20 protein-coding genes are annotated in these 26,225 nt (G+C 75.4%); 7 read left to right on the top strand and 13 right to left on the bottom strand.

Annotation, left to right across the window (positions count from 1 at the left end; all coding sequences use genetic code 11):
- Positions 1-34: 34 nt before the first annotated feature.
- The 3 genes from AB0946_RS01595 to AB0946_RS01585 form a co-directional block, all read right to left on the bottom strand.
- On the bottom strand, positions 35-481 hold the full coding sequence (locus AB0946_RS01595) for a PIN domain-containing protein (RefSeq protein WP_366758634.1): 447 nt from the start codon (positions 479-481) through the stop codon (positions 35-37).
- Complete coding sequence (locus AB0946_RS01590; RefSeq protein WP_097222963.1) at positions 478-720, bottom strand: type II toxin-antitoxin system Phd/YefM family antitoxin; 243 nt, start codon at positions 718-720, stop codon at positions 478-480. The genes AB0946_RS01595 and AB0946_RS01590 overlap by 4 nt, the downstream gene beginning before the upstream one ends.
- Positions 721-862: 142 nt before the next feature.
- Positions 863-3,280 carry a helicase C-terminal domain-containing protein gene (locus AB0946_RS01585; RefSeq protein WP_366758633.1) on the bottom strand — a complete coding sequence of 806 codons (2,418 nt, stop codon included), beginning with the start codon at positions 3,278-3,280 and terminating at the stop codon, positions 863-865.
- 469 nt (positions 3,281-3,749) lie between these two features.
- On the opposite strand from AB0946_RS01585, the gene AB0946_RS01580 reads away from it, so the two are divergent.
- The 3 genes from AB0946_RS01580 to AB0946_RS01570 all read left to right on the top strand — a co-directional run bounded on the left by AB0946_RS01580 (position 3,750) and on the right by AB0946_RS01570 (position 5,852).
- Positions 3,750-4,076, top strand: a complete 327-nt coding sequence (locus AB0946_RS01580) for a hypothetical protein (protein WP_366758632.1) — start codon at positions 3,750-3,752, stop codon at positions 4,074-4,076.
- A gap of 529 nt (positions 4,077-4,605) precedes the next feature.
- Positions 4,606-4,902 carry an STAS domain-containing protein gene (locus AB0946_RS01575; protein ID WP_366759120.1) on the top strand — a complete coding sequence of 99 codons (297 nt, stop codon included), beginning with the start codon at positions 4,606-4,608 and terminating at the stop codon, positions 4,900-4,902.
- A complete protein-coding gene (locus AB0946_RS01570; protein WP_366758631.1) occupies positions 4,899-5,852 on the top strand; it encodes an anti-sigma factor RsbA family regulatory protein in 954 nt (317 codons plus the stop codon). Before AB0946_RS01575 ends, AB0946_RS01570 begins: the two co-directional genes overlap by 4 nt.
- Positions 5,853-5,871: 19 nt before the next feature.
- On the opposite strand, the gene AB0946_RS01565 is transcribed toward AB0946_RS01570, so the two are convergent.
- The 5 genes from AB0946_RS01565 to AB0946_RS01545 form a co-directional block, all read right to left on the bottom strand.
- Positions 5,872-6,909 carry a rod shape-determining protein gene (locus AB0946_RS01565; RefSeq protein WP_366758630.1) on the bottom strand — a complete coding sequence of 346 codons (1,038 nt, stop codon included), beginning with the start codon at positions 6,907-6,909 and terminating at the stop codon, positions 5,872-5,874.
- 157 nt (positions 6,910-7,066) lie between these two features.
- Positions 7,067-10,975, bottom strand: a complete 3,909-nt coding sequence (locus AB0946_RS01560) for an SAV_2336 N-terminal domain-related protein (protein WP_366758629.1) — start codon at positions 10,973-10,975, stop codon at positions 7,067-7,069.
- Between the two features lie 19 nt (positions 10,976-10,994).
- Positions 10,995-12,029, bottom strand: a complete 1,035-nt coding sequence (locus AB0946_RS01555) for a MoxR family ATPase (protein ID WP_366758628.1) — start codon at positions 12,027-12,029, stop codon at positions 10,995-10,997.
- 42 nt (positions 12,030-12,071) lie between these two features.
- On the bottom strand, positions 12,072-13,874 hold the full coding sequence (locus AB0946_RS01550; protein WP_366758627.1) for a trypsin-like peptidase domain-containing protein: 1,803 nt from the start codon (positions 13,872-13,874) through the stop codon (positions 12,072-12,074).
- The gene (locus AB0946_RS01545; protein WP_366758626.1) at positions 13,871-14,368 is read right to left on the bottom strand and encodes a CU044_2847 family protein; all 498 of its coding nucleotides are present in this window, start codon (positions 14,366-14,368) and stop codon (positions 13,871-13,873) included. Before AB0946_RS01545 ends, AB0946_RS01550 begins: the two co-directional genes overlap by 4 nt.
- A 179-nt stretch (positions 14,369-14,547) precedes the next feature.
- Between AB0946_RS01545 and AB0946_RS01540 the strand changes: the two genes are divergently transcribed.
- The gene (locus AB0946_RS01540; protein WP_366758625.1) at positions 14,548-18,159 is read left to right on the top strand and encodes a S8 family serine peptidase; all 3,612 of its coding nucleotides are present in this window, start codon (positions 14,548-14,550) and stop codon (positions 18,157-18,159) included.
- On the opposite strand, the gene AB0946_RS01535 is transcribed toward AB0946_RS01540, so the two are convergent.
- Genes AB0946_RS01535 through AB0946_RS01520 form a run of 4 tightly spaced genes read right to left on the bottom strand, consistent with a single transcriptional unit; the run spans position 18,134 to position 22,784 of the window.
- On the bottom strand, positions 18,134-19,540 hold the full coding sequence (locus tag AB0946_RS01535) for a carboxyl transferase domain-containing protein (RefSeq protein ID WP_366758624.1): 1,407 nt from the start codon (positions 19,538-19,540) through the stop codon (positions 18,134-18,136). The two genes, AB0946_RS01540 and AB0946_RS01535, sit on opposite strands and share 26 nt — an antisense overlap.
- Positions 19,533-21,017: an acyl-CoA synthetase gene (locus AB0946_RS01530; protein ID WP_366758623.1), complete on the bottom strand. Its 1,485-nt coding sequence runs from the start codon at positions 21,015-21,017 to the stop codon at positions 19,533-19,535. The genes AB0946_RS01535 and AB0946_RS01530 overlap by 8 nt, the downstream gene beginning before the upstream one ends.
- A 56-nt stretch (positions 21,018-21,073) precedes the next feature.
- Positions 21,074-21,679: a class I SAM-dependent methyltransferase gene (locus tag AB0946_RS01525; protein WP_366758622.1), complete on the bottom strand. Its 606-nt coding sequence runs from the start codon at positions 21,677-21,679 to the stop codon at positions 21,074-21,076.
- Positions 21,680-21,689: 10 nt separating this feature from the next.
- The gene (locus tag AB0946_RS01520; RefSeq protein WP_366758621.1) at positions 21,690-22,784 is read right to left on the bottom strand and encodes a MerR family transcriptional regulator; all 1,095 of its coding nucleotides are present in this window, start codon (positions 22,782-22,784) and stop codon (positions 21,690-21,692) included.
- 144 nt (positions 22,785-22,928) lie between these two features.
- Between AB0946_RS01520 and AB0946_RS01515 the strand changes: the two genes are divergently transcribed.
- On the top strand, positions 22,929-23,828 hold the full coding sequence (locus AB0946_RS01515; protein WP_366758620.1) for a hypothetical protein: 900 nt from the start codon (positions 22,929-22,931) through the stop codon (positions 23,826-23,828).
- A gap of 17 nt (positions 23,829-23,845) precedes the next feature.
- On the opposite strand, the gene AB0946_RS01510 is transcribed toward AB0946_RS01515, so the two are convergent.
- Positions 23,846-24,403, bottom strand: coding sequence for a hypothetical protein (locus tag AB0946_RS01510; RefSeq protein WP_366758619.1), 558 nt, complete (start codon positions 24,401-24,403; stop codon positions 23,846-23,848).
- A 140-nt stretch (positions 24,404-24,543) separates the two neighbouring features.
- Between AB0946_RS01510 and AB0946_RS01505 the strand changes: the two genes are divergently transcribed.
- Together AB0946_RS01505 and AB0946_RS01500 are read left to right on the top strand one after the other, a co-directional pair.
- The gene (locus AB0946_RS01505; RefSeq protein ID WP_366758618.1) at positions 24,544-25,317 is read left to right on the top strand and encodes an IclR family transcriptional regulator; all 774 of its coding nucleotides are present in this window, start codon (positions 24,544-24,546) and stop codon (positions 25,315-25,317) included.
- Entirely contained in the window at positions 25,314-26,159 is an 846-nt protein-coding gene (locus AB0946_RS01500) for an SMP-30/gluconolactonase/LRE family protein (protein WP_366758617.1), read from the top strand. Before AB0946_RS01505 ends, AB0946_RS01500 begins: the two co-directional genes overlap by 4 nt.
- Positions 26,160-26,225 lie beyond the last annotated feature (66 nt).

The raw sequence follows: 26,225 nt of genomic DNA, 5'->3' as shown, positions 1-26,225 counted from the left end.
CGTGCTGATGCTGGGTGTCGCGTAGCGGTGCGGGCTACAGGTCGTCGGGTAGGAGCCGGAAGGCGGGATGGCCGGTCAGGGGGCGGACCATGCGGAAGTGATGGTCGGTGGTGAGCAGGGCGTCGGTGCGGTAGGCGGCGGCCAGGGCGACGTTCATCGCGTCGGTCAGTCCGATTCCTTTGCCGCCGTCGGCGTCGGCGTACCCTTCTGCGACCGCGATCGCCGCACTCAGGTGCGTGCTGACAGGCGGCACCTCGAATCGGCGCGTCGCTACGTTGCGCTCGATGAACCGGGCCGCCGCCAGGGCTTTGCGTGCTCCGGCGCGTGTCGCGATCAGGTAGTCCAGCTCGGCCAACACAAGGGGGGAGATGACCAGGTGGCTGGTCGCTGCCAGTGCCTTCCTGTGCTCCTGGTGTCCGGTGAGGTTCGGGTCGAGCAGGCGGTACAGGCCGTTGGTGTCGGCGATGGCGACCAGGGTCACGCGCCCATCCCCTTGAGCGTGTCCTCGATCTCGTCGTCGGTGAGATCGGGCAGGCCGAGGTCGGGCAGGTCGAGGTCCCCCATGGGGTCGGTCGGGTACGGGGGGATGTCGGTGTCGCTTATCGGTACGACCCGAGCCACCGGGGTGCCGTTCTTGGTGACCGTGACGGTCTCGCCACGGGCCGCGGCGGCAAGGATCTGCGAGGACTTCTGGTTGAACTCGCGGGCAGTGGTCTCCATGTAGTACATGTTACTACCCCGGGCTGTCGACGACGACGGTGCCGCTCATTCGGTGTCCCAGCGGAACAGCCGGAATGCGAGTGCCGACGATCTTCCGGGGCGGGTACGGCCGCCTCGCACGCCCTGGCCCACTGTCCGGGCGTCATGCCGGGGGCATCACCCCGTGGATCCGCGACAGGGTGAACACCCGCTCCGCATCGCGTAGATGACACCAGGCGTACAGATACGGAGGGTCGAGGTCGAGGCCGCTGACGGTGCGGATCGTGCGGCTGCCCGTGGTGGCGACGTACTCGATGGTGACCGCCGTTCCACTGTCCACGGCGTGGGCGAGTTGACGGACATCGGCGTGGGGGATGTGGGGCGCGTATCCGGCGATGATTTCTTCGGTATCGGTGGCGAAGGGGATGCTGTTGCCGGGATCGGGGGCGGGATGGGCCAGTGGGGCGCCCGCGAGTCGGGTGGCCAGCTCGGCCGGCTCGGCCTGCTTCGGGGTGGCGGTCGTACGGGATGAGGTGCTGGGCCTGCTGACCGCTCTGCGCGGAGGTGGTACCGGCGCGGTCGCCCGGGGGCTGCGGAGTCGTTCGACGCGCACGGTTCCGTCGGTTGTCTCCGCGACCGGCGCGTATCCCTCGTTCCGCAGTGCGGCGAGGGTTTTCTCCAGCGGGGTACGGCTGACGAGGACGGTCGGGGCAAGGTGCCGCAGGCCCAGTCCGGAGAGTTTGCGGTGGATGGCGATCTCGGAGAGGAGGGCGGGTTCCTCGCCGTGGATGACGCAGGCGGCGGAGGCGATGCGGATCCGGCCGTGGCTGCGTGCCGTGTCCGTGATCAGGTAGGACAGGGGCTGGGGCAGCGGGCCCGCGGCGACGGCGGCCAAATCGGCCTCGATGGAGTCCGGGCTATGGCCGGCGTCCAGGGCGCGGCGGAGGCTCGCCGGGCTGAACCGCCACAGCGAGGCCGTGCCGCTGGTCTCCCGGTCGGCGACCGAGTCCAGCAGCGTGACCAGCCGTGCGGCGGGTGTGCCGGTGACGACGGCGGTCAGGTCGCTGCCGAAGCGGGCCGTAGTGGTGGCGGTGGGAAGGAGGCGGTGGCAGGCGTCGGCCAGTTCCTCGGTGCTGTCGGCCAGCAGGGCGGCGCCGATCGGGGACAGCGCACCGCGAGCGAGGATACCGAGCAGCTCCGCCTCGCGGATCACGGTGGCGAACGGCGTCGCGTCCTGTGGCAGCGCCTCGGCGAGGGGTCGTGACCAGTGGCCAAGAGGACCCAGCTCGGCTGCGTTCTTCGCGCCCTGCCCGGCCGGGAGCAGGGAAGCGGCGGTGAGCAGCCCCTTCCGGGCATGGAGGCAGCCGGCGCAGGACGGTGTTGCGGCCAGGGCGGGCAGCGCCTTGTCGTCGTTGTCGCGGGCCTGCGTGGGGGTGAGTCCAAGTGCCCACCAAGCGTGCAGCAAGACCGGAAGTCGCTCTGCGGGCTCTGACTCGGCCCAGGTGTCGTAGGCGTCCGTCGTCGCGACCCGATCCCCGTCACGGGCCATGAGACCGGCCTTGTACGCCGTCTCAAGGGTGAGGCGTACGACGGGCTCCTCGCATCGTGCCGCCTTGCCGATCCTGGCCAGTTCGCGGGTCCCGACACCGCCGGACTTCAACCGGGCGGGTGGAGTCGTCGCACACACCGACAGGACCGAGGCGGCGTGGGCGGCGAAGGCCGTGGCTGCGGCGGACGCCTCACTGTCGACCTCCGCCGGGGAGACGGGTACCAGAGGTGTGACGGGTGGCGTGGCGTCGAACGGAGCATGCCAGCCTGGCCCGCGCAGCGCGAGCGCCACCTCGGCGGGCATCCGTACAGGGCCGTAGCCGTATCGACCCTGGACCAGCAGTCCCCGCTCCAGCGCCCAGTGAGCACCCGTATCAGGGGTGGACTGCCCCCCGAAGAGGACGAATGCCTGCGGTCGGTACGCGGGGTCCGCCTTGCGTTCCAGTAGTTTCCGGGTCTCGGCCGGTGCCCGTGCGACCACCGCGGCGACGCGTGCCGGGTCGCTGTGGTGTTCCACGAGCGACGCGAGGCGCTGCGGCTTGGTGCCGGGAGGCCGCACGCCCAGAGCCGTGAGCATGCGGCGCAACTCCTCGGAGGTCGTGTCCTTCAACAGCGTCGCCAGCGGCTGGTCCAGTCCGAGCGGCGTGTCCCAAGCCTGCCGCAGGGGCGTGGCCATGCGCAGTGTTCCCTCGCCGTCCGGCCAGACCAGCGCATACGTGGACAGCGTCTGGAGCGCCGCTTCCAGGCCGCGTGCGGTCTCGTCCACCGTCGCGTCCAGCAGGTCCGTCAGGGCCTCCCGAGACGTCGGCGCACTCAGTGCCGCCAGTGCCTCGGCTGCCTGCAGGGCGGGCAGTGTGAGTCGAGGCAGCGCGAGCGCGACCGAGCCCGGGCGTTGCAGGCGTTCGGCCAGTTCGCTCACCGAGCGCGGCTCCGGCGGGGACACGGCGTCCGGCCGTGCCGCGAGTACCTGCTCCAAGTCTTCGGCGCCGAGGCGGTGGAGCCATGCCGCGAGGGTCGACTTTCCGGACTTCACTGAGCAGTGCACCTCGTCGAGGGAAACGCCACGCTTCGCGCCGACAGGCCGGGCGAGGCGCGCTGTGCCGTACGGGCGTCCAAGCATGGCGCATCGGGCGGGTACCGCAGGGCCGTCGTCGGCGATTCACGGACAGAGCCGCACCGGGTCTCTCTCCTCACACTAAGTCGTCGCCCTGTGGCAGACGGAGAAGCCGGAGGGGGATCGGTAACGATCAATGATCCGTCGGCCGTGGGTTCGAGTCCCACCCGCCCCACCGAGGCGCTTCGGCGCAGGAACGTTTTCAGCTGCGAGAAAGCGACAGCCCCCTCCCGTCGGAGGGGGCTGCCCTCAACGAGCCCCGGGCGGGCGGAACTCGGGCACGGCCCGGAGGCCCCGTGCAACTGGAGTGCGGCCAGTTGCGAGAGTTACCAGGGTGATTAGGGTGGAAAGTGACCGAAAGTGACCTAGAAGTCAAAGGGGGCAGGTCATGCGTGCAAGCCACTGCAAGCGGTCCGCCGTCCTCGGTACCACCCTCGTCGCCGCCACTCTCGCCCTGGGCCCCGTCGGCATCCAGCAGGCGCAGGCGGCGTCGCCGAACGGAACGCACGCCGGCGTCACCACCACGCTCCAGCGGGACAACAGCTACCGGCAGGGTTACAAGGCCGGGTTCCGTGCCGGGTGGTCCGACGCCAAGGACGACTGCGAGAAGAGCCGCGGCAGCAACAACTTCGCCAGGAACAACGGCTCTTACGCGCGTGGTTACGCCGACGGCTACTCGGACGGGTACACGCGGGCCGAGGACAGGTACTGCTGAGCTGAACGACCGTCACCTCACGGCGTCCTCGCCGGGCCCTCCGCTCGACGCGGGGGCCGGGAACCCGGGCCGGCCACCGTCAACCACCGCGCCGGCGAGAAGACTTGAGCCGGTCCAGGCTTGAACCGCTCATGTCCTGGGCACGGACCTCCTACCGGCGCGCAGCCGGGCGGTGTCGGCAGCAGGAGGGCGTCATGGACCGTCGGATCCGGGTACGTGTCAGCCGGCGGCCCGCCGCGCCGCGCGGGCAGGAGATCGACCGCAGGACCCCCTCCGGGCGCATCCTGCCGTACTGACCGCCCTACCGCCCCGGTCGCCGGCGCCACCCGCGCGTACGGCCTCGGCGGTCGCCCGTGAGCACGCGCACCCTCGCCCTCCGCGCGGACCCGCACCCCTTTCAGGGGAGCCGAGGCGCATACTGGGCACTCATGGAACCGTGCGGCGGGGAGACGGCGTGAACGCAGCTGAACCGGCGCGGCCCCGGCCGGCCGTCGTGCCGAGGCCGGCGCCCGCGGCACCGCGGCTCGACGTGTCCCCGTTGACCGGACGAAGCGGCTTCCGGGCGGCGGGGGAGGTGAGCCTGCGCACGCGCGGCATCTGGGAGCGCGCGCTGGAGCGGGCCGTTCGCGAGGGCGAGGACGTGTCTTACTTGGAGCTTTCCGCACTGACCTTCGTCGACGTCGCGGGCGCCGGCGCACTTGCTGCCGCCGCCCGCGGCCTCAGCGGGCACCGGCGTCTGGTGCTGGACCGCCCCCCGGGCGCCCTGCCACGGATACTGGACCTGCTGTGGCCCGGTCTGCCGGGGATCGAGGTGCGGACGTCATGACCGCCACGACCGGCCCCGTGGACCCCTTCGTGCATCCCGCGCTCTTCTACGCCGACGCGCGGGAGTACATCGCCGGCACCGTGCCGTTCGTCCGGGCCGCGCTGACGGCCGGCGAGCCGGTCGCGGTCGCCGTCCCCGGCGAGAACCTGCGGCTGATCAAGGACGAGCTGGGCGCCGACGGCGCCGCCGTGCGCTTCCTGGACATGCGGGAGGCCGGACGCAACCCCGGCCGGATCATCCCCGGTGTGCTGCGCGCCTTCGCCGACGCCCAGCGGCCCGGCCGCCGGGTCCACATCATCGGCGAGCCGGTCTGGGCGGACCGCAGCCCGGCCGAGTACCCGGCCTGCGCCCAGCACGAGGCGCTCATCAACGCCGCGTTCTCGGGCCGCGAGGTCACCATCCTGTGCCCGTACGACACCGCGCGCCTGGACGAGCGGGCGCTCGCCGACGCGCACGCCACCCACCCGGTCGTCATCCCGGAAGGCTCCGGCACCGAACGGGCCAGCACGGCCTACGACCCCGACGGCGTGGTCACCCGCTACAACGAGCCGCTGCCGGCCGCCCCCGACGCCGGCCCCGGCGTGCTGCGCCTCTCCTTCGACGAGGACTCCCTGTCCGCCGTACGGCACCTGGCCACCGATCACGGCGCCCGGCTGGGCCTGACCGGTCTGGGCCTGGAGAACCTGGCGCTGATCACCGCCGAGCTGACCACGAACAGCGTCGTCCACGGCGGCGGCACCGGCACCCTCACCGTGTGGCCCGAGGACGGGTACGTGCTCTGCGAGGTCCGCGACAAGGGCCGCCTCGCCGACCCGCTGGCCGGCCGCCGCCCCGCCACCCGCGACCAGCGGGGCGGACGCGGACTGCTGCTGGTCAACCTGGTGGCGGACCTGGTGCGCACGCACACCGGCCCGGAGGGCACGACGATCCGCGCCTACCTGCCCCGCTGACGGCACGCCCCGGGCGGGCTCAGGCGGCGAGCGGGTCCAGGGCCAGCGGTTCGATCCGGCCCTCCAGCATGGCGCCCAGGCCCTGGGCCGCGCAGACGTCCGGCCGTTCGGCGATGTGCACCGGCATCCCGGTGGCCCGCCGCAGCATCTGGTCGAACCCGGGCAGCAGCGCCGAACCGCCGACCATCACGATCCCGCGGTCGGCGAGGTCGGCCACCAGGTCCGGCGGGCACTCGCGCAGCACCTTGCCGATGGCGTCCAGGACGGCCGTCAGCGGCGTCTGGATCGCGTCGCGCACGGCGGCGGTGTCCACGCGCACACTGCGCGCCAGCCCCGTCGCCACGTCCCGGCCGTGGATCTCGGTCGACGCCGGACCGTGCGGCGTCAGCCCGTTGCCGGACAGGGCCACCTGCAGCGGCCGTACCGCCTGGCTGGGCAGCATGAGCGCGTGCGCGTGCCGCAGATGCTGCACGATCGCGTGGTCCACGGCCTCGCCGCCCACCGGAATCCGCTCGGCGGTGACGATGGAGCCCAGCGAGAGCACCGCGACCTGGGTCGCCGCCGCCCCGCACACCATCACCATGGTGGCCTCGGGCCGCTCCACCGGCAGCCCGCACCCCACCGCGGCGGCGATCAGCGTGTCGACCAGCTCCACCCGCCTGGCCCCCAGCCCCACCAGCGTCTCCGTCGTGGCGCGCCGGGCCAGCGGGTCGGCGTCGTAGGGGGCGCAGGCCGCCGCCCGCAGCCGGGGCTTGCGGCGCAGCGCCCGGCGCATCCTGTCGCCGAGCAGGTGCCGCAGCATCCGCTGGGCCATCTCGATGTCCACCACCGTGCCCCCGGCGATGGGCCGTACGACCCTGATGTAGTCCGGGGTGCGCCCCGTCATCCTCTCCGCGAACTCGCCCACGGCGATCAGCGCGCCGGTACGGGTGTTCACGGCGGCGACCGAGGGCTGGTCCACGACCAGACCGGAGCCCTTCACATACACCCGGGTGCGGGCCGCCCCGAGGTCGACGGCGAAGTGACAGCGGCGCAGCCGCTCCAGGTCGACGGTCACGGCGGATCCTCCCGAGTGCGCGGGCCTTGAGCTCCCCGCCTGTCCGGCGGGCTCACTGGAATCCTGCGCGCGCCCGGGAGCGGACGCCTTTCCTGGGCCGCCGGGCGGGGTGCCGCCGAACGGGCGTATTTCCCGGCCGCTGCGGAGTGTCGGCGTGTCAGCGGGCGCGAAGGGCCTCCTCCAGCGGTTCGAGGGAGGAGACCGTGACCTCGCTGCCGCCCTCGCGCAGGAGGCGCCGGCCGGCGGCGGTGGGCGCGTAGCCGACGAAGCGGAGGCCGAGCTGCTGGGCGGCGGTGAGCTCGGCGACCGAGGAGCTGATCAGCACGCAGGAACGGGCCGGCGTGCCGGCGGCGCCCAGGGCGCGCAGCAGACAGTCGGGGTGCGGCGTGAGCAGGCTGAGGTCGGCACGGCGGCCGTGGACGCCCGCGAGGGGCAGCCGGTGGGGCTCCAGGCAGCGGTGGACGGCCTGGGTGGACACGTCCGTCACCACACAGACCCGGCGGCCGGACCGGTGCAGGGCACGCACGAGCGCGAGGGAGCGGTGGGTCGTGGGCGCGTCCGGCACGGCCCGCAGCTCCAGCTCGTCGAGCCGCGCCCGCAGCAGCGGGCCGAGCCCGTCGTGGGCGAAGGCGCGCAGCAGGTCCAGCGGGTGCGTGAACGCCTCCCGGCCGGGGACGCCCGCGACGGGCAGCGGCCGGCCCGTGAGCGCGTCCGGCGGATCGCGGTGGTCGGAGACGACGGACAGCAGGTCGAGGACGGCCTCCCGGGCCGTCTGCCCCGGGAACAGCCGGACTAGGGGCCCGTCGAAGCCGACCAGCACCGTCTCGGCGCCCGAGAGCAGCGCCGCCAGCCGCCGCCGGGACGGGACCGGTGGCTCCGTGGCCGGCGCGGGCGCCCACTCGGGGACCAGCTGCACGGCGTACGACACCGCCAGTCCCGGTACCGGCCAGTCGTCCACCGCGGCGTTCACCGCCCGCTGGGCCGCGCCCGCCCGGCGCGGCGGATAGCGGCGCGTGACGGGGGCCGCCGCGCCGCGCAGGTGCTCCAGCAGGATCGCGGAGACACCGGTGGCCTCGGCGCGGACGAACGCCACCGGATCGTCGACCCGCCAGGACAGTTCCACCGCGGCGGTGAACGCGCCCTTGCCGGAACTCGGCAGGGACACGATCTCCCGGGTCTCGTGCGGGGTGAGGTCGACCGTGTAGTACGTCTCCGGGCGGGGCGGACGCGTGCCGTAGGGGCGGATCGGGTCGAGCAGCGCCAGGGGGCCGCCGGGCCGGGTGTGGACGACGGCCGTGCGCCCCGGTGTGGGCACGCCCAGCCCGCGCAGGTCGGCCGTGATGAACGGGCCCCGCACCAGATCCCGTTCCCCGGGTTCGGCGGACCCCGGCCCGAGCGGGCAGTACCAGGCGGCCGGCGGGCTGTCCGGGGCGCTGTCGCGGAACAGCGGCCAAAACCGCTGCGCGCGCCGGGCGGCGGAGCTGGCGGCGAAGTCGTCGTACAGGGCGGGCGGTACGACGACCACCACGTCCGCGGCTTCCTCCGGCGGCCGGACGGGCGGCCGGCCGAACGTCACCCGCAGCCGCGGCGGGTCGGTCAGCCGCGCGAGCGCCTGGGGGAGTTCGCGCAGCACGGCGACGAGGACCGGCAGGAGATAGGCGCCGGGCGCGGTGCGCACCAGGTAGCCGTCCGGGCGGACCTCCGCCTCGTACCGCCGGGGGCCCAGGGAGCCGCGCGCGAGGATCTCGTGCACGGTGGCCTCGAGCGTGATGCGGGCTTCCGGGCGGCCGGTGAGCCCGTCGGCGGTGAAGTGGATCTCGGCCCGGCCGGCGGCCGCTCCGGCCGGCTCGCTCTGCCCCCGCCCCAGCCGCAGCAGCCGCCCGGCGCCGCGTCGCTGTTCCTCCGGGCTGCCGGAGAGGAGCGCGGCGACGGCCGGGGCCAGCTCCGTTCCGAGCGCGTCGGAGGCGTCGGGATACAGGGCGCGCGCGATGCCCCCGAGCGCCCGGAGCGCCTCCTGCCGGTCCCCGTGGACCAGCGGCGCGGAGTCCAGACAGGTGAGCACCGGCCCGCCGGCGGTGAGCACGACCGAGCGCGTGGTCAGCACGCCGCGCGGCCCGTCCTGCTCGTGCAGGGCGAGGACCGCCTCGGCCAGCGGCGGGAGCAGTGCGCGGACCTCCTCGGCGGGCAGGCCGTCCGGGGCGTCCCGGAGGCGCCGGCGCAGGGTCGGGCCGGCGACGGACTCCCGGACCAGGTACGGGGATCCGTCGGCGACGCCGTGGTCCCGCACCGGTGCGATCCCGGGGTGGCGCACCTCGCCGAGGCGCCGGCCGAGGTCCAGGAAGGCGGCGGGGGAGGGTCCCGGCGGATACCGGCGCAGCACGACGAGCGTGTCACCGTCCCGGGTGTCCCGCGCCAACCAGCCCGTGCCGCCCGTGTCCTCGGCCTGCCGCAGCAGCCGGTACCGCCCCGCGAACAGCCTCCCGGCGCCGTCCGCGGTCAGCCGCCGGACGCTGTCCTCGCTGACCGTGGCGAAGGGATCGCCCTCCGCGGCCGTCCCCGCACCCCCCGCGGCCGGGACCGACGCCCGGAACTCGCCCGGTGCCCGGCCCGCCCTGCGGTCGATGAACTCGCCCACGCTCCGGAGGAGTCCGGTGGTGCGGTGGCGGTCGGTGCGGGGCAGGCCGAGCAGCAGCAGCTCGCGTACGCCGTCCCGGAAGGCGTAGGAGCCGGGCGGGCCGTCCGGGGCGGTGGTGAGCATCCCGCTGACGATCACCTCGGCCAGGTGCCGGGGGCGCGGATCGGGTTCGACGGCGGCCTGGACCAGGCGCATCACCGGCAGGTCGGGGCGGCCCACCGCGAGATGGCCGGCCAGCCGGACCGCCTCCGGGGAGGCGGTCGCCCGGAACCGCAGGACCAGTTCCTCGGCGGACAGCAGCCCGACGTCCGTACGGTCCTCGGCGTCCGCCGGCAGCGGGCGCCCCAACCGGGCGGCGGCGCCCGGGAATCCCCCGCCGCCCGGGGACGCGAGCAGCCCGGCCCAGTGCGCGAGCCATCGTGGCTCCGGCTCCAGCACGGGGAGCGGGACCGCGCCGCCGGACACGGCGGGCTCGGGCGGCCCGTACGGGGTGAACGCGAGCGTCGCCGTGGGGGCGGCGGGGTGCGGGGCCGACAGGGTGCCCGGGACGGTGGGCAGGGCGGTGTCCCGCCACAGGTGTTCCGGGAGCGGTTGGACGACGGCCAGGGGCATCCGGCGCGCCCAGCGGTGCAGGGTGGCGAACCAGCGGGTGCCGGCGGGGCCCTCCCGCCACTGCGGGCCCATGCAGTCGCTGATCAGGAGGGTGACGGTACGGCCGTCGGCGGGGGCGTGCGGGCCGTGCACGGTGCCGTCGGCGGTGGCGCGGTGCAGGGCGACCGTGCGGAAGGCGCCGGACTGGGCGAGCACCGTGTGCAGTTCGCGGACCAGGGGCCGCCAGACCGGCATGGTGGGGCCGGTGTCGTGAACCAGGTTCAGGCGCAGCCAGCGTTCCCGTGCGGGGCGCAGCACCGGCAGCCACCAGGCGGGGTCGGCGCCGAGGCGGGCGATGCGGTCGGCGGTCGCCGGCTCGTCCGGTTCCAGGCCCACGGGCGCCTCCACCCGGCGTCCCAGGGGGCGCAGCGCGCGTTGCAGCGCGAGCGGGTGGCGCAGCATCGGGGGCGCCGGGGCCAGGAGCGGGGTGTGGGACCGCTCCGCCGCCGGGGCGGGACGGCGGGCGGGCAGGTGCAGGGGGACGCGGGAGGGCGGGTCGGCGGCGGCCTCCGGTTCCCGCACCGGCTCCCCCGGCGCAGGGGGCGGGGCCGGGGCTTCCCGCTCCGGGACCCCGGGCCCGGCGGGGGCCGGTGCGGCGGGGCCGGCGCAGGCGTCGTCGCCGGCCTCGCGTGTCATGTGCCGGGCCAGCCAGAGCAGTTCGGCCAGCTCCAGCGGGGTGGGGCGCACCCCGTGGGACGCCTCGGCCAGGATGTCGGCCAGGCGGACGAAGGGGTCCGTGGAACCGGGACGTTCGGCGGCCCGGGAGGATGCGGAAGCCATCAGGAGTCGTCGGGAGCCGTCAGAAGACGTCGGACGGCGCGGTCTGCCCCAGGTACGGCATCAGCTGTTCGGCCAGCCGGTCGAGGGAATCGGCGTCCAGGTCGGCGGAGCGGGCCAGGTAGATCGCGTTGAGGAGCTGGTCCGTGGCCAGGTCGCCGGTGCCCGCGCGGGACAGGAACCGGTCGATCAGGATGCGCGCCTGGGTGTCGGGTTCGCCCAGGTGGGCGCGGACGATCTCGGCGAGCTGCCGGTCGTCGGGCTGCCGCAGGTGCAGGGTGACGCAGCGGCGCAGGAAGGCGGGCGGGAACTCACGCTCGCCGTTGCTGGTGAGGACGACGAAGGGGAAGGCCCGGCAGCGGACCCGTCCGCGGGCCACCGGGACCCGCTCGTCGGTGCCGTCGGCCAGCACCTCGGCGACGCCGTCCGGCGCGTGCCGCGCGGCCCGCACCAGTTCGGGGATCTCGTACTGGCCCTCCTCCAGCACGTTCAGCAGGTCGTTGGGCAGGTCGAGGTCGCTCTTGTCGATCTCGTCGATGAGCAGCGCGCGCGGCCGGGCGTACGGCAGGAGGGCGGTGCCGAGCGGGCCCAGGCGCAGATGGTGCTCGATGCCCGACCGGTCGTCCGCGCCCCCGGCCCCGTCCTGCCGGGCGGCCTCCTGCCGGGCCGCGTACAGCCGCGAGAGCGGGTCGTACTGGTAGAGGCCGTCGTGGAGCGTGCTGCGGCTGGTGATGTTCCAGCGCAGCACCGGGCCGAGCCGCAGCTCACGGGCGACCGCGTACACGAGCGAGGACTTGCCGGTGCCGGGCGGGCCGGTGACCAGCAGCGGGCGGCGCAGGTACAGGGCCGCGTTGACCAGCTGGACCGTCTCCGAGGTGGCCTGGTACGTCTCGGCGCGGTGCGTGCGGTCGGGGGAGACGGCGGAGGCGTCGGCGGACGCGTCCGGCGCCGGGAGCGCCGGCCCGCCGTCGAAGTCCCGCCAGGGCGGCGGCGGGGGCAGCTCGGCGATGCCGTCGTGCGGCGCGTTCGTACCGGTGTAGACGGGCCACAGGGGCATGGGCTCTTCTTCTCCGTGGGGGGCGGTCGGTCGGGCGGTGGGTCAGGCGACGGGCGAGTGCAGGCTCGCGGTGGTCCCGGGGAAGCAGCGCGGGTCGTCCCAGAGCAGCTGGAGGTCTCTCGCCCAGTGCAGCTCCGGCTCGTCGGCGGCGTCCGCGGTCAGCCGCAACGACAGAACGTGGCGCGGCAGTTCGGCGGGCGGCACACCGGCGACCGAGGCGGCGAGCCGGTCGAGGAAGGCGGTGCCGGGGCAGGGCGGATCCGCGGGGGCGGCGTCCGCGCGCGGCGGATCCTCCAGGGCGGCGCCGGAACCGGCGGGAGCGGCGGACCCGGTGCGGGGGCAGGGCGTGTCCTCGTGCGCGGGGCAGGGGGAACCGGTGCGCGGCCACAGCAGGACCGGGACGGGCACGGTGAGACCGACCTCGAAGTGCTGCCGGGCCGCCGCGGGCGGGGCCGCGTAACCCGCCACCCCGGCGTCGCCGTCCCAGAGCCGTTTGCGCAGGCTCGGCGGCCGCTCCCGGGTCCCGCACTCGACCCGGTGCACCTCGACCCCGCCGCCGGAGTCCAGCTTCTGCCACTTCTTGCGCAGCTGGTGGCGCAGCCGGCCGCTGTGGTGGCGCGCCCGGTCGGTCACCACGAGGGGGTACGCGCAGCCGAGCGGCGTGCTGTCGTCCGCGCCGCACTCCCAGTGCGCCACCGCCTCGTTGAGCCACTCGCGCGGCAGGACGAACGTCACCAGCTCGTCCGCGTCGGGGGCGAGGTGGGCGACGGCCTCGTCGATGCGGCTCTGGACGTAGGCCCGCACCCCGGTGCGCGGCAGCCTGCGGGCGCCCACCGGCCGGCGCCGCCCGTCGCGGTACGCGGACACCTCCACGGTCACCTGGTCCGGACCGGCGCCGCTGTGATCGATCTCCACGACGACCGGGGACCAGGCGGGGGCCGCCGGCGTGCCGGCCGGGGCCGGGCCGTCCGGGGCCGCCGGGGCCTGTAACGCCGTCTCCGCGTCCAGCAGTTCCAGCAGCCGGTCGGCGAACCTGCCCACCGCCAGCGGATCGGGGACCTCCCACTGCACGTAGGCGGCGGCGGCCCACAGCGAGGGGAAGCCGCCCGGGGGGAGCGGCGGCCCGAAGGCGCCCACCGCGTCCACGTACAGCCGGTTCGGGTCGCCCACCCGGCCGGCGGCGGCCACGGCCCGGCGCAGCAGGGCGTACAGCCGCCGGCGGGCGTCGTCGGAACCGGGCGAGGGCACCAGTTCGCCCAGCTCCGGCCAGTACCGGGCGAGCACGTCCGGTGGCAGCATCCGGCCCTTGCGCACGTCCGGCGACGACCCCACGGCCGCGGTGATCATCCCCGCCACCCTGCCGTCCGGGAGCGTCGCCGCCGCCCCGCTGAACCCGTCCACGAGCGGCTGCCCGTGCCCCTGCCACGCCACCAGCTCCAGCCACTCCCCGGCGATCAACTGGCCGGAGACGGCCTGGCACTCGGCGAGCGTCCCCTCGTCGTAGCCCTCGGGGAAGCCGTACGCGACCAGCCGCGGGTACGGCTCGGTGTACGCGGCGTCGGGCGGGGCGAAACCGGCCGGGGCGAGCGGGACGTCACGGTCCAGTTCGAGCACGGCGACATCTCCCGGGTCGGTGACCTCGCCCGCCCAGCCGCCGTGGGCGACGACCGAGGCGGACAGCACACCCAGCTCCCTGGCGTGCGGGAAGGTGACGGTCACCGTCGCCGCCTCGCTCCGCCTGACGACGTGGGCGCAGGTGAGCAGCCGGCGGCCGGTGACCAGGAACCCCGCCCCGACCGCGTCGCCGCAGGCGATCCGGGCCTGCCAGGCAGCAACGCGCGTCACCGGTCGGCGGACTCCGGGCCGGGCACGGTCCGGTCGGGCGTGGCCTGGCCGGGCAGGGCCGGCGGTGACGCGTGCCGCGCGGACGCGGACCGCGCGGGCGGGTTCTGTACCGCGGCGGCCTGGTCCGGCACCTGCCCGGGGGACCAGCTGAGCTTGACGACGAGATGGCCCTCCGCCGCCCCCTTCGCGATGACGGCCCCGGCCTCGGCGGACAGCCGCACACCGAACTCGATCTCCACAGCGTCCGGGCACAGGCTGCCGTCCCGGAAGACCCGCAGCGCGGACGCGGCGGCCGCCCGTACGCCGTCGAGCGCTCCCTCGAAGGTGCGCGCGGCCTGCGCCGGTCCGTCGCCGCGCGAGACGAGGCGGGCTCCCGACCGGGTGCCCGCGGCGCCCTCCACCACGACGAGCGCGCCGTCCTCGGTCCTGAACTCCACCAATTCGTCCACGGTGACGCTCGCTCCCCCGTCGTACCCGACCAGTGACGACCCCATGTTACGGACGGTGCAGCGGGAGTCACACACGCGGCGCCGCGGGGCGGGGCATGTTCCGAGGCTGGCGAGAACCCGCCAGGGCGCCTTTCCGTCAGCACCGGCCAACTCCCGTACGACAAGCGGCACATCACACTCGTCCCAGCACGCGACGCACTCGGCACACACGAGAAGAGGCGTGGATGAGCACAGGACCAGTCAGACGCGGGGCCGCCCTGCTCGCCGCAGGGCTGGTGAGCGCCCTGCTCCCGGCCGGCCCGGCGGTCGCGGCGCCGCCTCCCCAGGGCCCCGGGGTGAGCGGCACCACCACCGTCACCCTCGTCACCGGCGACAAGGTGACCGTCACCGACCTCGGACACGGCAGACAGACCGTCACCGTGCGCCGGCCCGTGGGCGCCACCGGAGCCGTGCGGACACAGCGCGGCGACGGCCGCCTCACCGTCGTCCCGGACGAGGCACTGCCGTATCTGCGGGCCGGCACCCTGGACCGGCGGCTGTTCGACGTCAGCGGGCTGATCCGGCAGGGGCTCACCGACGCCGGGACCGACGCCCTGCCGCTGATCGTCACCTACGGCAGGAACGTGCGGGCCGCGACCCCGGCCGGCGCCGAGCGGACCCGCGCGCTGCCCAGCCTGCGCGGCGTCGCCGTGGAGGCCGGCAGGGGGCGCGCCTTCTGGCGGTCGTTCACCCGGACGCCCGGTATCGACAAGGTGTGGCTCGACGGGCGGGTGCGGGCCGAACTCGCCGAGAGCAACGCCCAGATCGGCACGGCGGCGGCCTGGGACGCGGGGCTGACCGGCAAGGGCGTCACCGTCGCCGTCCTGGACACCGGCGCCGACCTCGGCCATCCCGACCTCGTGGACCGGGTGAGCGCCGCCAAGAGCTTCGTCGACGGCCAGGACGTCGCCGACCGCAACGGCCACGGCACCCACGTCACCTCCACCGTCGGCGGCAGCGGCGCCGCCTCCGACGGCAAGGAGAAGGGGGTGGCGCCGGGCGCGATCCTCGCCGTCGGCAAGGTCCTCGGTGACCAGGGGTCGGGCAGCGAGTCCCAGATCATCGCCGGGATGGAGTGGGCGGCACGGGACGTGCACGCCCGGATCGTCTCCATGAGCCTGGGCTCCACGGAGGCGAGCGACGGCACCGACCCCATGGCGCGGGCGGTGGACACCCTCTCGCAGGAGACCGGCGCGCTGTTCGTCGTCGCCGCCGGCAACACCGGCGCCCCGTCCTCCATCGGCTCACCGGGCGCCGCCGACGCCGCCCTCACCGTCGGCGCCGTCGACTCCGCCGACCAGGCCGCCTGGTTCAGCTCCGCCGGACCCCGGTACGGCGACAACGCCCTCAAACCCGACCTCGCCGCCCCCGGCGTGGACATCCTCGCCGCCCGCTCCGGGCTCACCGGCGGCACCGGCCCCTACACCTCCATGAGCGGTACGTCGATGGCCACCCCCCAGGTCGCGGGGGTCGCGGCACTGCTCGCCGAGCGCCATCCGGACTGGACCGGCACGCGGCTGAAGGACGCGCTGATGTCCAGCTCCGCACAGCTCGACGCCCCCGCCTACACCCTGGGCGCGGGCCGGGTCAGCGTGCCGGACGCGGTGCGCGCGACGGTGACCGCCACCGGCAGCGCCGACCTCGGCTTCCACCGCTGGCCGTACGAGACGGACGAGCCGGTCACCCGGACCGTCACCTACACCAACTCCACCGGTACGCCGGCCGAGTTGCGGCTGTCGGTGCGGGGCGCCCCGGACGGTGTCGCCCGCCTCGCCGACGACCGTCTCACCGTGCCCGCCCACGGCACGGCCTCCACCACCGTCACCGGCGACGCCTCCAAGGCACCGGTCGGCGACACCAGCGGGCAGATCGTGGCCACCGGCCCGGCCGGCGACACGGTCGCGCACACCGTGTTCGGGCTGGTCAAGGAGGAGGAGCGGTACACGCTCACCGTCCACGTCAAGGACCGGTCGGGGGCGCCCGCCGCCGCCGACCTCACCGTGCAGCGGCTCGCCGAGGGCGCGGACGCCGAACCCGCCCGCGTCGGCGACTCCGGCACGCTCCGGCTGCGTCTGGAGCCCGGCACCTACTCCCTCGCCACCTTCCTCGACGTGCCCGGCAGCCACGGCGCCGACTCCCTCGGCCTCGGCTTCCTCGCCGCCCCCGAGATCACCCTCGACCGGGACCGCGACATCACCCTGGACGGCCGCACCCTGCGGGAGGTCCGCGCGGACGTGGACCGGCGCACCGAGACCCGCCAGCTCGTCATGGAGTACGACCGGAAGGCGAACGGCGCCGACCTGTTCGGCGCGGTCCAGGTGCCCCTCACCTACGACAGCGTCTTCGCCGCGCCCACCCCGAAGGTCACGCGGGGCACCTTCGAGTACCGGACCGTGTGGCGGCTGGCCAAGCCGCGGCTGGAGGTCAAGGGAGTCGGCGAGGCCACCGTCCAGCCGGGCGGCACGCTCACCGCGGGCCGCACCCGGCTCCCGCTGGTGGACGTCGGCGACGGGCCCGTCGCCGGGGTGTCCGGCAAGGCCGTCCTCGCCCGCCTCGCCCCCGGCGCCGACCCGGCCGCGCTCGCGCGGGCCGCGCAGGACGCGGGCGCCCGGGCCCTGTTCGTCACCGACGACGCGCCCGGCCGGCTGATGGCCTGGTGGGGCACCGACGACAACGCCGACCGGCCCCTGGTGATCGCCACCGTGAACCAGGCGGACGCGGCGCGCCTCAGGGCGGCGGGCCGGGCGGACATGACCGGCACCACCGACTCGCCGTACGTGTACGACCTCTCCGAGGGCCATCGCGGAGCCATCCCCGACCGGGACCTCACGTACGCGCCCGGCGCCCGGCGACTGGCCGCCGTCCACGTCACGTTCCACGCTCCACGGCCGCAGAGCGGCGACGAGTTCCGCTACTCGATCACCGGCACCTTCCCGATCGGCCTCGGCTTCCGGGAGCGCGTCGCCCTGCCCGCCGAGCGCACCGACTACGTCTCCACCGGCCCCGGCCAGCTGTGGCACGAGTCCGTCACCGCCGGCGACGGCGCGCTGGAGGAGCGCGGCGGGCTCGTCCGCCACGACGGCGGCACCCGGCCGGCGCTGCACTGGTTCCGGCCGGTGTGGCACCCCTGGCTGGGCACCGGACTCGGCTGGGGCCAGCAGCGCGCCGGGAACCGGATCCAGCTGAACGTGCCCGGCTGGGGCGACTCCGGGCCCGACCACACCGGCTTCGGCGACGTGTGGAGCGAGGACAGCGGAATGCGCCAGACCACCTCCGTCCGGCTCGACGGCGGCCTGGTCGAGCAGAACACCGGCTCCGCCGCCTACGTCTGGGACGCGCCCGCCGACGAGCACACCTACCAGGTCGTCACCGACACCGCCCTCGACGCCGGCCGGTGGCCGCTCGCCACCCGGGGCCACACCGAGTGGACCTTCCGCTCGGCGGCCACCCCCGAGGACCACTGGACGTACCTGCCGCTGATCAACCTCGCCTACGACCTCGGCACCGACCTCGCCGGTGCCGTGCGCGGCGGGCAGCGGGTACCGGTCGGGATCGGCGCCGCGTACGTGGCGCACGCCCAGGGCACCGGCAGGCTCGGCGGCGGCCGGCTGGAGGTGTCGTACGACGACGGCACGACCTGGCGGACGGTGCCGCTGAGCAGCGGCCGGGAGACCTCCTGGCGCGGCACGCTGACCGTGCCGCGCGGCGCGTCCTCCGTCTCGCTGCGGGCCTCGGCCCGGGACGACAAGGGGGGAGCGGTGACGCAGGAGATCATTCGGGCCGTGGCGGTCCGGTGACGCTCCCGGGCGCGGACGTGCCGACGATGCCCCGGACCACGCCCAGCTCCACCAGGTCCTGGGGACGGACCCGGAGCTGGTCCGCGGTCGAGCGGACCTGCTCCGGCGGGCGCTTCAGGATGGCGGCCGCCAGTTCCGGCGCGATCACCGAGAAGTAACTGTCCGGAGTCGCCCAGGTGTTGCCGGGCGCGGCCAGCGCGAGGGCGCCGCCGGAGCCGCCCTCGCCGATGACGAGAGTGGTGATCGGCACCCGGGCGGCGGCCACCGCGCCGAACACCTCGGCGACGGCCGCGCCGACGCCCTGCCGCTCGGCCTCCGCGTCGTTCGCGGCGCCCGGGGTGTCCACCAGCGTCAGCACGGGGACGCCGAGCCGGTCCGCCAGCCGGATCAGCCGGGCGGCGGTGCGGTACCCGGCGGGGCGGGTCGCCGTGCCGGTCTGCGCCGCGTAGGCCACGGTACGGCCGTCCCGCTCGCCGAACCCGCACAGCATGCCGCCGGGATCGGTACCCCCGCACCGGTCACCGGTGACCGGCAGCCGGTCGTCGAAGTAGGCGTCCAGGTAGGCCCGCGCCCGCGGCCGTCCCGCGGCCCGGGCCCGCTCGACGGCCTCCCACCCGGTCCCGGCCGGCCCACCCGGCGCGAGCGCGTCCGGCACGGGCGCGGGCTCGGGCGCAGCGGGGTCGGCCGGCGTGACCCCCGCCCCACGCCCGGCCAGCAGCCGCAGCCACCTCCCCAGCACCCCCTTCAGCTCGTCCGGCGCCACGATCGCGTCCGCCGAGCCCGCCGCGAGCTGGGACTCCGCCGTGTACGCGGCCGGGTCGGCGTCCGGCGGGCGGACCCGGGAGCCGGCGAAGCCGACCTGGGCGCCGGGGAGGGCGAGGACGATGTCCGCGCCCGCGCCGAGCGTGGCCCAGCCGCCGCCGGTCGTCGGGTCCCGCAGGACCGCGATCTGCGGCAGACCGGCCGCACGGGTGAGCGCGGACTGCCGGGCCACCCGCTGGAGCTGGGTGAGCGCGAGCATGCCCTCCTGCATCCGGCTGCCCCCGGTCGCGATCAACGGCACGACGGGCAGCCGGTGAGCGCGGGCACGGGTGTACGCCGCCTCCAGCCGGTCCCCGGTGCGCTCGCCCAGCGAGCCGCCCAGGAAACCGAACTCGAAGGCGATCAGGACGGCCCGGGTGCCCGCGACGCGCGCGGTGCCGCAGACCACCGACTCCCCTTCGCCGGTGCGGGCGGCGGCACGGGCGCGGGAGGCGTCGTAACCCTCCCAGCCGAGGGGACCGTCCTGCGGTGACTCCCGGGGCGGCGCTGGAAGTTCACGGAAACTGTCCGCGTCCGCGACCAGCGCCAGTATCTCCCGTGCCGTGAGCCGCTCAGACATCGGCCAGGGCCCGCTTCATGATCTTCCCCATGTCGTTGCGGGGCAGCGCCTGGAGGTAGCGGACGACCCGGGGGCGCTTGTGCGGGGCAAGCCGCCGGGCCACGTGGTCCGCCAGCTCCCCGGCTCCCGGCGGACTCGCCGCGTCCGCCGGGACGATCCAGGCCACGATCCGCTCGCCCAGGTCGGCGTCCGGCTCCCCGGTGACCGCCGCCTCCCGCACCCCCGGGTGCTCCAGCAGCGCGTTCTCGATCTCACCGGCCCCGATCTTGTACCCGCCGCTCTTGATCAGGTCGGTGGCCTTGCGGCCGACGATGCGGACGTAGCCGTCGCTCTCGCGCACGGCCATGTCCCCGGTGCGGAACCAGCCGTCGGCGGTGAACGCGGCGGCGGTGGCGTCGGGCCGGTTCAGGTACTCGGTGAACAGGTTCGGGCCGCGCACCTGGATCTCCCCGACGCTCTCCCCGTCGTACGCGGTGATCTCCGTACCGTCCTCCTCCACCAGCCGCAGCTCCACGCCCGGCAGCGGCACCCCGACCGTTCCGGGCCGGGCCTCCCCGTCGGCCCGCACGGCGGTGTTCATGAGCGTCTCCGTCATGCCGTACCGCTCGATCACCCGGCGCCCGGTCGCCGCCGCGATCCGCTCGTGGTCGTGGACCGGCAGCGCGGCCGAGCCCGACACCAGCAGCCGGGCCCCGGCGAGCGCCCTGGCCAGCTCCGGGTCGCCGGGCAGCGCCTCCGCGATCCGGTGGTACATCGTCGGCACCCCGAACACCATGGTCGCGCCCGCGGTGAGCTCCCGGGCCACCCCCTCGGGGGAGAACCGACCCAGGTGCCGCACCGAGCCGCCGCGCCGCAGCGGCCCCAGCACGCCCAGCACCAGCCCGTGCACATGGAACAGCGGCAGCCCGTGCACCAGCACGTCGTCGCCGGTCCAGCGCCAGGCGTCGGCGAGCGCGTCCAGGGTGGTGGCCAGGGCCCGGCGGGGGAGGACCGCGCCCTTGGGCGGGCCGGTGGTGCCGGAGGTGTAGACGATCAGCGCCGGGTCGCCGTCCCGGGCGTGCTCCTCCGGGACGGCACCGGCGGCGGAGGCGTCGACGTCGATCCGCGGCAAGCCGCCGAACACGGGCGGCAGTTGCGTGCCGGGCGCGGCGAGCACCAGCGACGGCGCGCTGTCGGACAGGATGTGCGCCAGCTCCTTCTCGCCGGACTTGGGGTTGAGCGGCACCGCCGCCACCCCGGCGAGCAGCGCGCCGGTCACCGCGACGGCGGTCTCCAGCTCCGCGGTAGCCCACACGGCGACCCGGCCGGAGCCCTCGATCCGCGCGGCGAGGGCACCCGCGGCGCCCGCCAGCGCGCCGTACGTCAGCGTCCGTGGCCCGAACCGCAGGGCGACCCTCCCCCGGACCTCGTCCGGGGGGACCCCCATCTCGCTGCGCTCACCTGGACCGTCCGTCAGAGCGGGAAACAGGGAGGACACGCGGCGCACTCCTTACTGTCGGGCGGTGCCGACTGCCGGGGACGACAGCACCCTTCCTACACCAGGACCCGCGTCCCGACGACCGCGCTCAGGTCGGCCGCGAGCCGCAACTCGACCGCCCGCAGCGCCGGATGCTCCAGCCAGTGCAGCCGGGCCCGGTCGACCCGGCCCTCGTGCGACGGCGGCCATCCGCTCGCGGGCGTGAAGTCGTCCACGACGACCGTGCCGCCGGGCGCCAGCAGCCCCTCCACGTCGGCGGGCGCGTCCCCGGGCGCCTTGCCCTGCCCGCCCCCGTCGAGGACGAGCAGGTCGAAGGGGCCGTGCTCCTCGATCCGCCGCCAGTCGCCGGTCAGCACGGCGACCTCGCGGCGGCCGGCGAAGACCTCGGCGGCGCGCCGTGCCCGCTCCGGGTCCCGCTCCACGCTGACCAGCCCCACCCCGGGCGCGGCCCCCGACGCGAGCCAGGCCAGGCCCACGCCGAGACCGGTGCCGGTCTCCCCGATCCGCAGCCGGGCGCCGCCCGCCAGCACGTGCAGCAGGCGGCCCTGTTCGGGCCGGCAGGAGAAGGGGAAGCCGTGCGCGCGGGCGGCGGCCAGGGCGTGCCGCACGAGCGGCGGCAGCCCGTCCGCACCGGTGTACGCGTCGGTACCGTTCTGTGCCATACGGCCGGTCCTAGCCGACGGGGACGGACGGGCGCGCGGCCACCACATCGGCCACGACACAGCTGACGTTGTCGGGGCCGCCCGCCGCGTTGGCCGCCGCGATCAGGGACCCCGCGACGGCCTCCGGGTCGGACCCGGCGGCCAGCAGCTCCCTGATCAGCGCGTCGGGGACGACCCGGGTCAGCCCGTCCGAACACACCAGGTACCGGTCCCCGTCCCGGGCCTCCCGCACCCGCAGGTCCGGCACCGCCGGCGCGCCAGAGGCGCCCAGCGCCTTCAGCAGCAGGGCCCGCTGCGGATGGCTCTCGGCCTCCTCCTCCGTCAGCCGTCCCTCGTCGATCAGCGACTGGACCACGCTGTGGTCGTGGGTGATGCGGAACAGCCCGCCGTCCCGCAGCAGATACGCCCGTGAGTCGCCGATGTGTACGAGCGCCAGCTTCGACCCCGTCCACAGCAGCGCGGTCAGCGTGGTCCCGCTCTCCTCGCCGTCCCCGTCCCCGGCCCGTGCGAGGTCCTTCACGGCCTCGTTCGCCCCGTGCACCGCCTCCTCCAGCAGGTTCAGCACATCGCCGGCGGCCGGTTCCTCCGCCTCGTCCAGGAACCTCAGGGCCGCCACGGCGGCATGGCTCGCGGGTGCCCCCGCCGGACCGCAGCCGTCGGCGACGGCCAGCAGCCTGCGGCCCGCGTACACCGTGTCCTGGTTGGCCGGGCGGACGTGCCCGCGGTCCGAACGGGCCGCGTAACGCAGTTCCAGCATGGTGTGTCTCCCTCTCGACTCGCCGGTCAGCTCTTCGACGAGGAACGCGGCGAGGTCCCGCCGTACGGCCGTCTCCGCCTCCACCCGCGCCCAGTACGCCCGGATCTCCCGGGCCGCGTCCGCCGCGTCCAGCGCGCACACCGCCCGGATCTTCGCCAGGGGCATGCCCAGGCGGCGCAGCCAGGCCACGAGCCGGGCCCGTTCCAGCTGGGCGAGGGCGTAGTAGCGGTAACCGGTGTCCGGGTCGACCCGGGCGGGCGGCAGCAGGTCCAGCTCGTCGTACAGGCGCAGCGCCTTCGGCGACAGCCGGCTCGCCCTCGCGAACGTCCCGATGGTCAGCAGTTCCATGCGCACCTCGCGCCTCTCGTCGTCCGCCACCGATGCTGGGGCTTGACCGAAGGGGAAGGTCAACAGGGCTGTCCCGGTTCCCGCGGCGCTTGTTAGCCTCACAGCCGCACCGACCGTCGAACCCGCGTACGACAGGAGTCCGCCGTGCCCCGCATCGCCCTCGCCACCTACGACCCCGGAGCCGGGCCGAGCAAGGACACGGACCTGCCGGCGCTGGTGCGGGCGCTCGCGGACGCCGGTGCCGAGGCGGAGGCCCGGCACTGGGACGACCCGGCGGTGGACTGGGGCGGGTACGACCTGGTCGTCATCCGTTCCACCTGGGACTACAGCTGGCGGGCCGCCGAGTTCGCCGCCTGGGTGGACCGGGCCGGCGCGCTGACCCGGCTGGCCAACCCGGCCCCGGTGGTGCGCTGGAACGCCGACAAGCGGTACCTCGGGGAGCTGGCGGCGGCCGGCGTGCCCACCGTCCCCACCCGCTACCTGGCCCCCGGCGAGCCGGCCGGTCTGCCGGCCGGGCACGAGTTCGTGATCAAGCCGACCTCGGGCGCGGGCGCCCGGTTCGCGGCCCGCTACACGCCCGCCGAGCACGACACGGCGGTACGGCACCTGGCGCGGATGCACGCGGAGGGCTTCACCGCGATGGTGCAGCCGTACATGCCGGGCATCGACGTGCGCGGTGAGCGGGCACTGCAGTTCTTCGGCGGGCGGCTGCTGCACGCCAGCCGCAAGGGTGCCGTGCTCTCACCCGGCACCCCGTACGACGCCGACAAGGTCGCCCACCCCGATCTGGAGCGCTGGCAGCCCACGGAGGCCGAACTCGCCGTAGCCGAGAAGGCGTTGGCGGCCGTGCCCGGTGCGCACGGGCTGCTGTACGCGCGCGTGGACCTGGTGGACGGCGAGGACGGCGAGCCCCGTCTGATGGAACTGGAGCTGGTGGAGCCGAACTTGTTCCTGTGGCTGCACCCGGACTCGCTGCCGCGCGTGGCGCGGGCGATCCTCGCGGCGGCCGAGGGGGCGGCCACGCCTGCCCCGACGACCGCCTGACCCCGCACGCTCGGCGCTCAGGGGAGCACGGCCGTCCGCTGGAGCAGCCCCCAGGTGAACTCGGCGACCACCTGCCGCCGTACGCCGTCGCGGTCGGGGGCGGTCAGGGCCAGCCCCCACCGGGTGGGGGCGGTGCCCTCCAGCGGACGGGCGGGGGCGAAGGCGCGGGCGGCCTCGTCCACCGTGCAGGACCAGGGGGTCAGGTCCTCCAGCGTGCGCAGCTCCGGCGCCGGCGCGTCCGGCGCCCGCACCAGCCACTCGTTCCAGACCCCGCCGTCCGGCCCGACGAGCACCTCGAAGCGCAGGGCGGGCCAGAGCGGCAGGGCCCACCGCCGGGCCTCGCAGTCGACGTCGCCCAGCCGGCGGGGCACCACGGACTCCGGTTCGCCGAGGACGGAGCGGTAACGGGCCGCCGCGCCCCGGGACCGCCGTGAGCGGACCATGGCCTGCCACCGTTTGTTGGCCTCCCGCATGTCCGCGATCGAGGCACCCAGCCGCCGCCGGGCGTCCTCCACGAGGTCCGGGTTGTGGTCGGCCATGCGGCGCAGGAGGACCAGCTGGAAGTCGAGATCCATGGTGTCCATGGTGCCCGTGACCACAGGGGTCGTTCCCGACCCATTGCCCGCGCCACCCACCATGACTAGCCTGTGTTCGTCATGCCGATCGTCTGTTGAAATCTCGAACGCAGACGCCAGACCAAGGGAGGGGGCCGGACGTGGGACGCCTCGTGCCTGCCGTGACCCGGGCTCTCGACATTCTTGAGCTGTTCCTCGACGGGGACGGGACGCTCTCCGCCCCCGACATCGTGCGCAGGCTCCAGCTGCCCCGCACCACCGTGCACGAGCTGGTCACCACGCTCGCCGCCCGGTCGTACATCGTGCAGGTGCCCGGGCAGCCCGGACGGTACCGGCTCGGCGTACGCCCGTACCAGCTCGGCAGCCGCTACGCCGAGCAGCTCGACCTCGCCGCCGAGGGCCAGCAGGTGGCCCGCTCCGTCGCCGAGACCTGCGACGAGACGGTGCACGTCGCCATCCTGGAGGGCACCGACGTCATCTACATCGCCAAGGTCGACTCCACGCACGCGGTCCGCATGGTCTCCGCCGCCGGCCGCCGGCTGCCCGCCCACTGCACCTCCGTCGGCAAGATGCTGCTGGCCTCGCTGCCCGAGCCGGAGCTGACCGCGCGGCTGCCCGACGGCACCGAACTGGCCGGGATGACCCCGAACAGCATCACCGACCCGGCCGTCCTGCGCGAGGTCCTCGCGGACATCCGGCAGCGCGGGATCGCCGTGGAGAACCGCGAGTCCAACCCGGACGTCTCCTGCGTGGCCGCGCCGGTCCGCGACCGCACCGGACAGGTCGTGGCCGCGCTGTCGATCTCCGTGCCGATGATCCGCTGGAGCGACGAGCGCCGGGCCGAGCTGGAGCAACTGGCCGCGAAGGGCGCGGCGGAACTGTCCGAGCGGCTGGGCCACCGGAGCACGGCATGACGGCGTACGAGGTCGCGGTGCGGGCGGAGGCCGCACTCGGCGAGGGACCCACCTGGGACCCGGCGACGGGCCGGCTGCTCTGGCTGGACATCCTGGGCGCGCGCCTGCACACCTACGACCCCTCCTCCGGCCGGCGCACGATCCGTACGGCACCGCAGCACATCGGCGCGGCCAAGCCCCGGGCGGGCGGCGGCCTGGTGCTCAACCTGCGGGACGGCGTGGGCCTGCTGGACCCCGACGACACGTTCCGCTGGCTGCACCACGAGCCGGTCGCCGGGCGCCGCGCGAACGACGCCGCGGTGGCGCCCGACGGGTCGCTGTGGGCGGGCACGATGCGGTACGACGAGGCGCCCGGCGGAGGCACGCTGTCCCGGCTGACGGGGGACGGGTCCGTGCGCACGGTCCTGCCGGACGTCACGGTCAGCAACGGCACGGGCTGGAGCCCCGACGGCCGCCTGATGTACTACGTCGACAGCCCCACCCGGCGCGTCGACGTCTTCGACCACGACGCGGACGGCATCCGTGAGCGCCGCACGCTGGTGGAGATCGAGGAGGGCGCGGGCTTCCCGGACGGGCTGACCGTCGACGCGGAGGGCTGTGTGTGGGTGGCGCTGTGGGACGGGGGAGCGGTGCGCCGCTACACGCCCGCCGGCGAGCTGGACCGCGTGATCACCCTGCCGACCCCCCGCACCACGGCCTGCGCGTTCGGCGGCGCCGCCCTGACCGACCTCTACATCACCACGGCCCGCACGGGCCTGCCGCCCTCGGACCCCCTGTCGGGCTCCCTGCTCGTGGTGCCCGACGCCGGACAGGGCCTGCCCCAACCGCCGTTCGAGGGCTGAGCCCGGTTCAGGGGTGACCGGGCGGTTCCCGTCGGTCCCCCAGGGGCGCGGGGAACCGCGCGACCG

Source organism: Streptomyces sp. NPDC046870 (assembly GCF_040704595.1).
Taxonomy (GTDB): domain Bacteria; phylum Actinomycetota; class Actinomycetes; order Streptomycetales; family Streptomycetaceae; genus Streptomyces; species Streptomyces argyrophylli.
The sequence above is the reverse complement of the archived record's forward strand: the minus strand, read 5'-3'. Positions and strand labels throughout refer to the sequence as shown.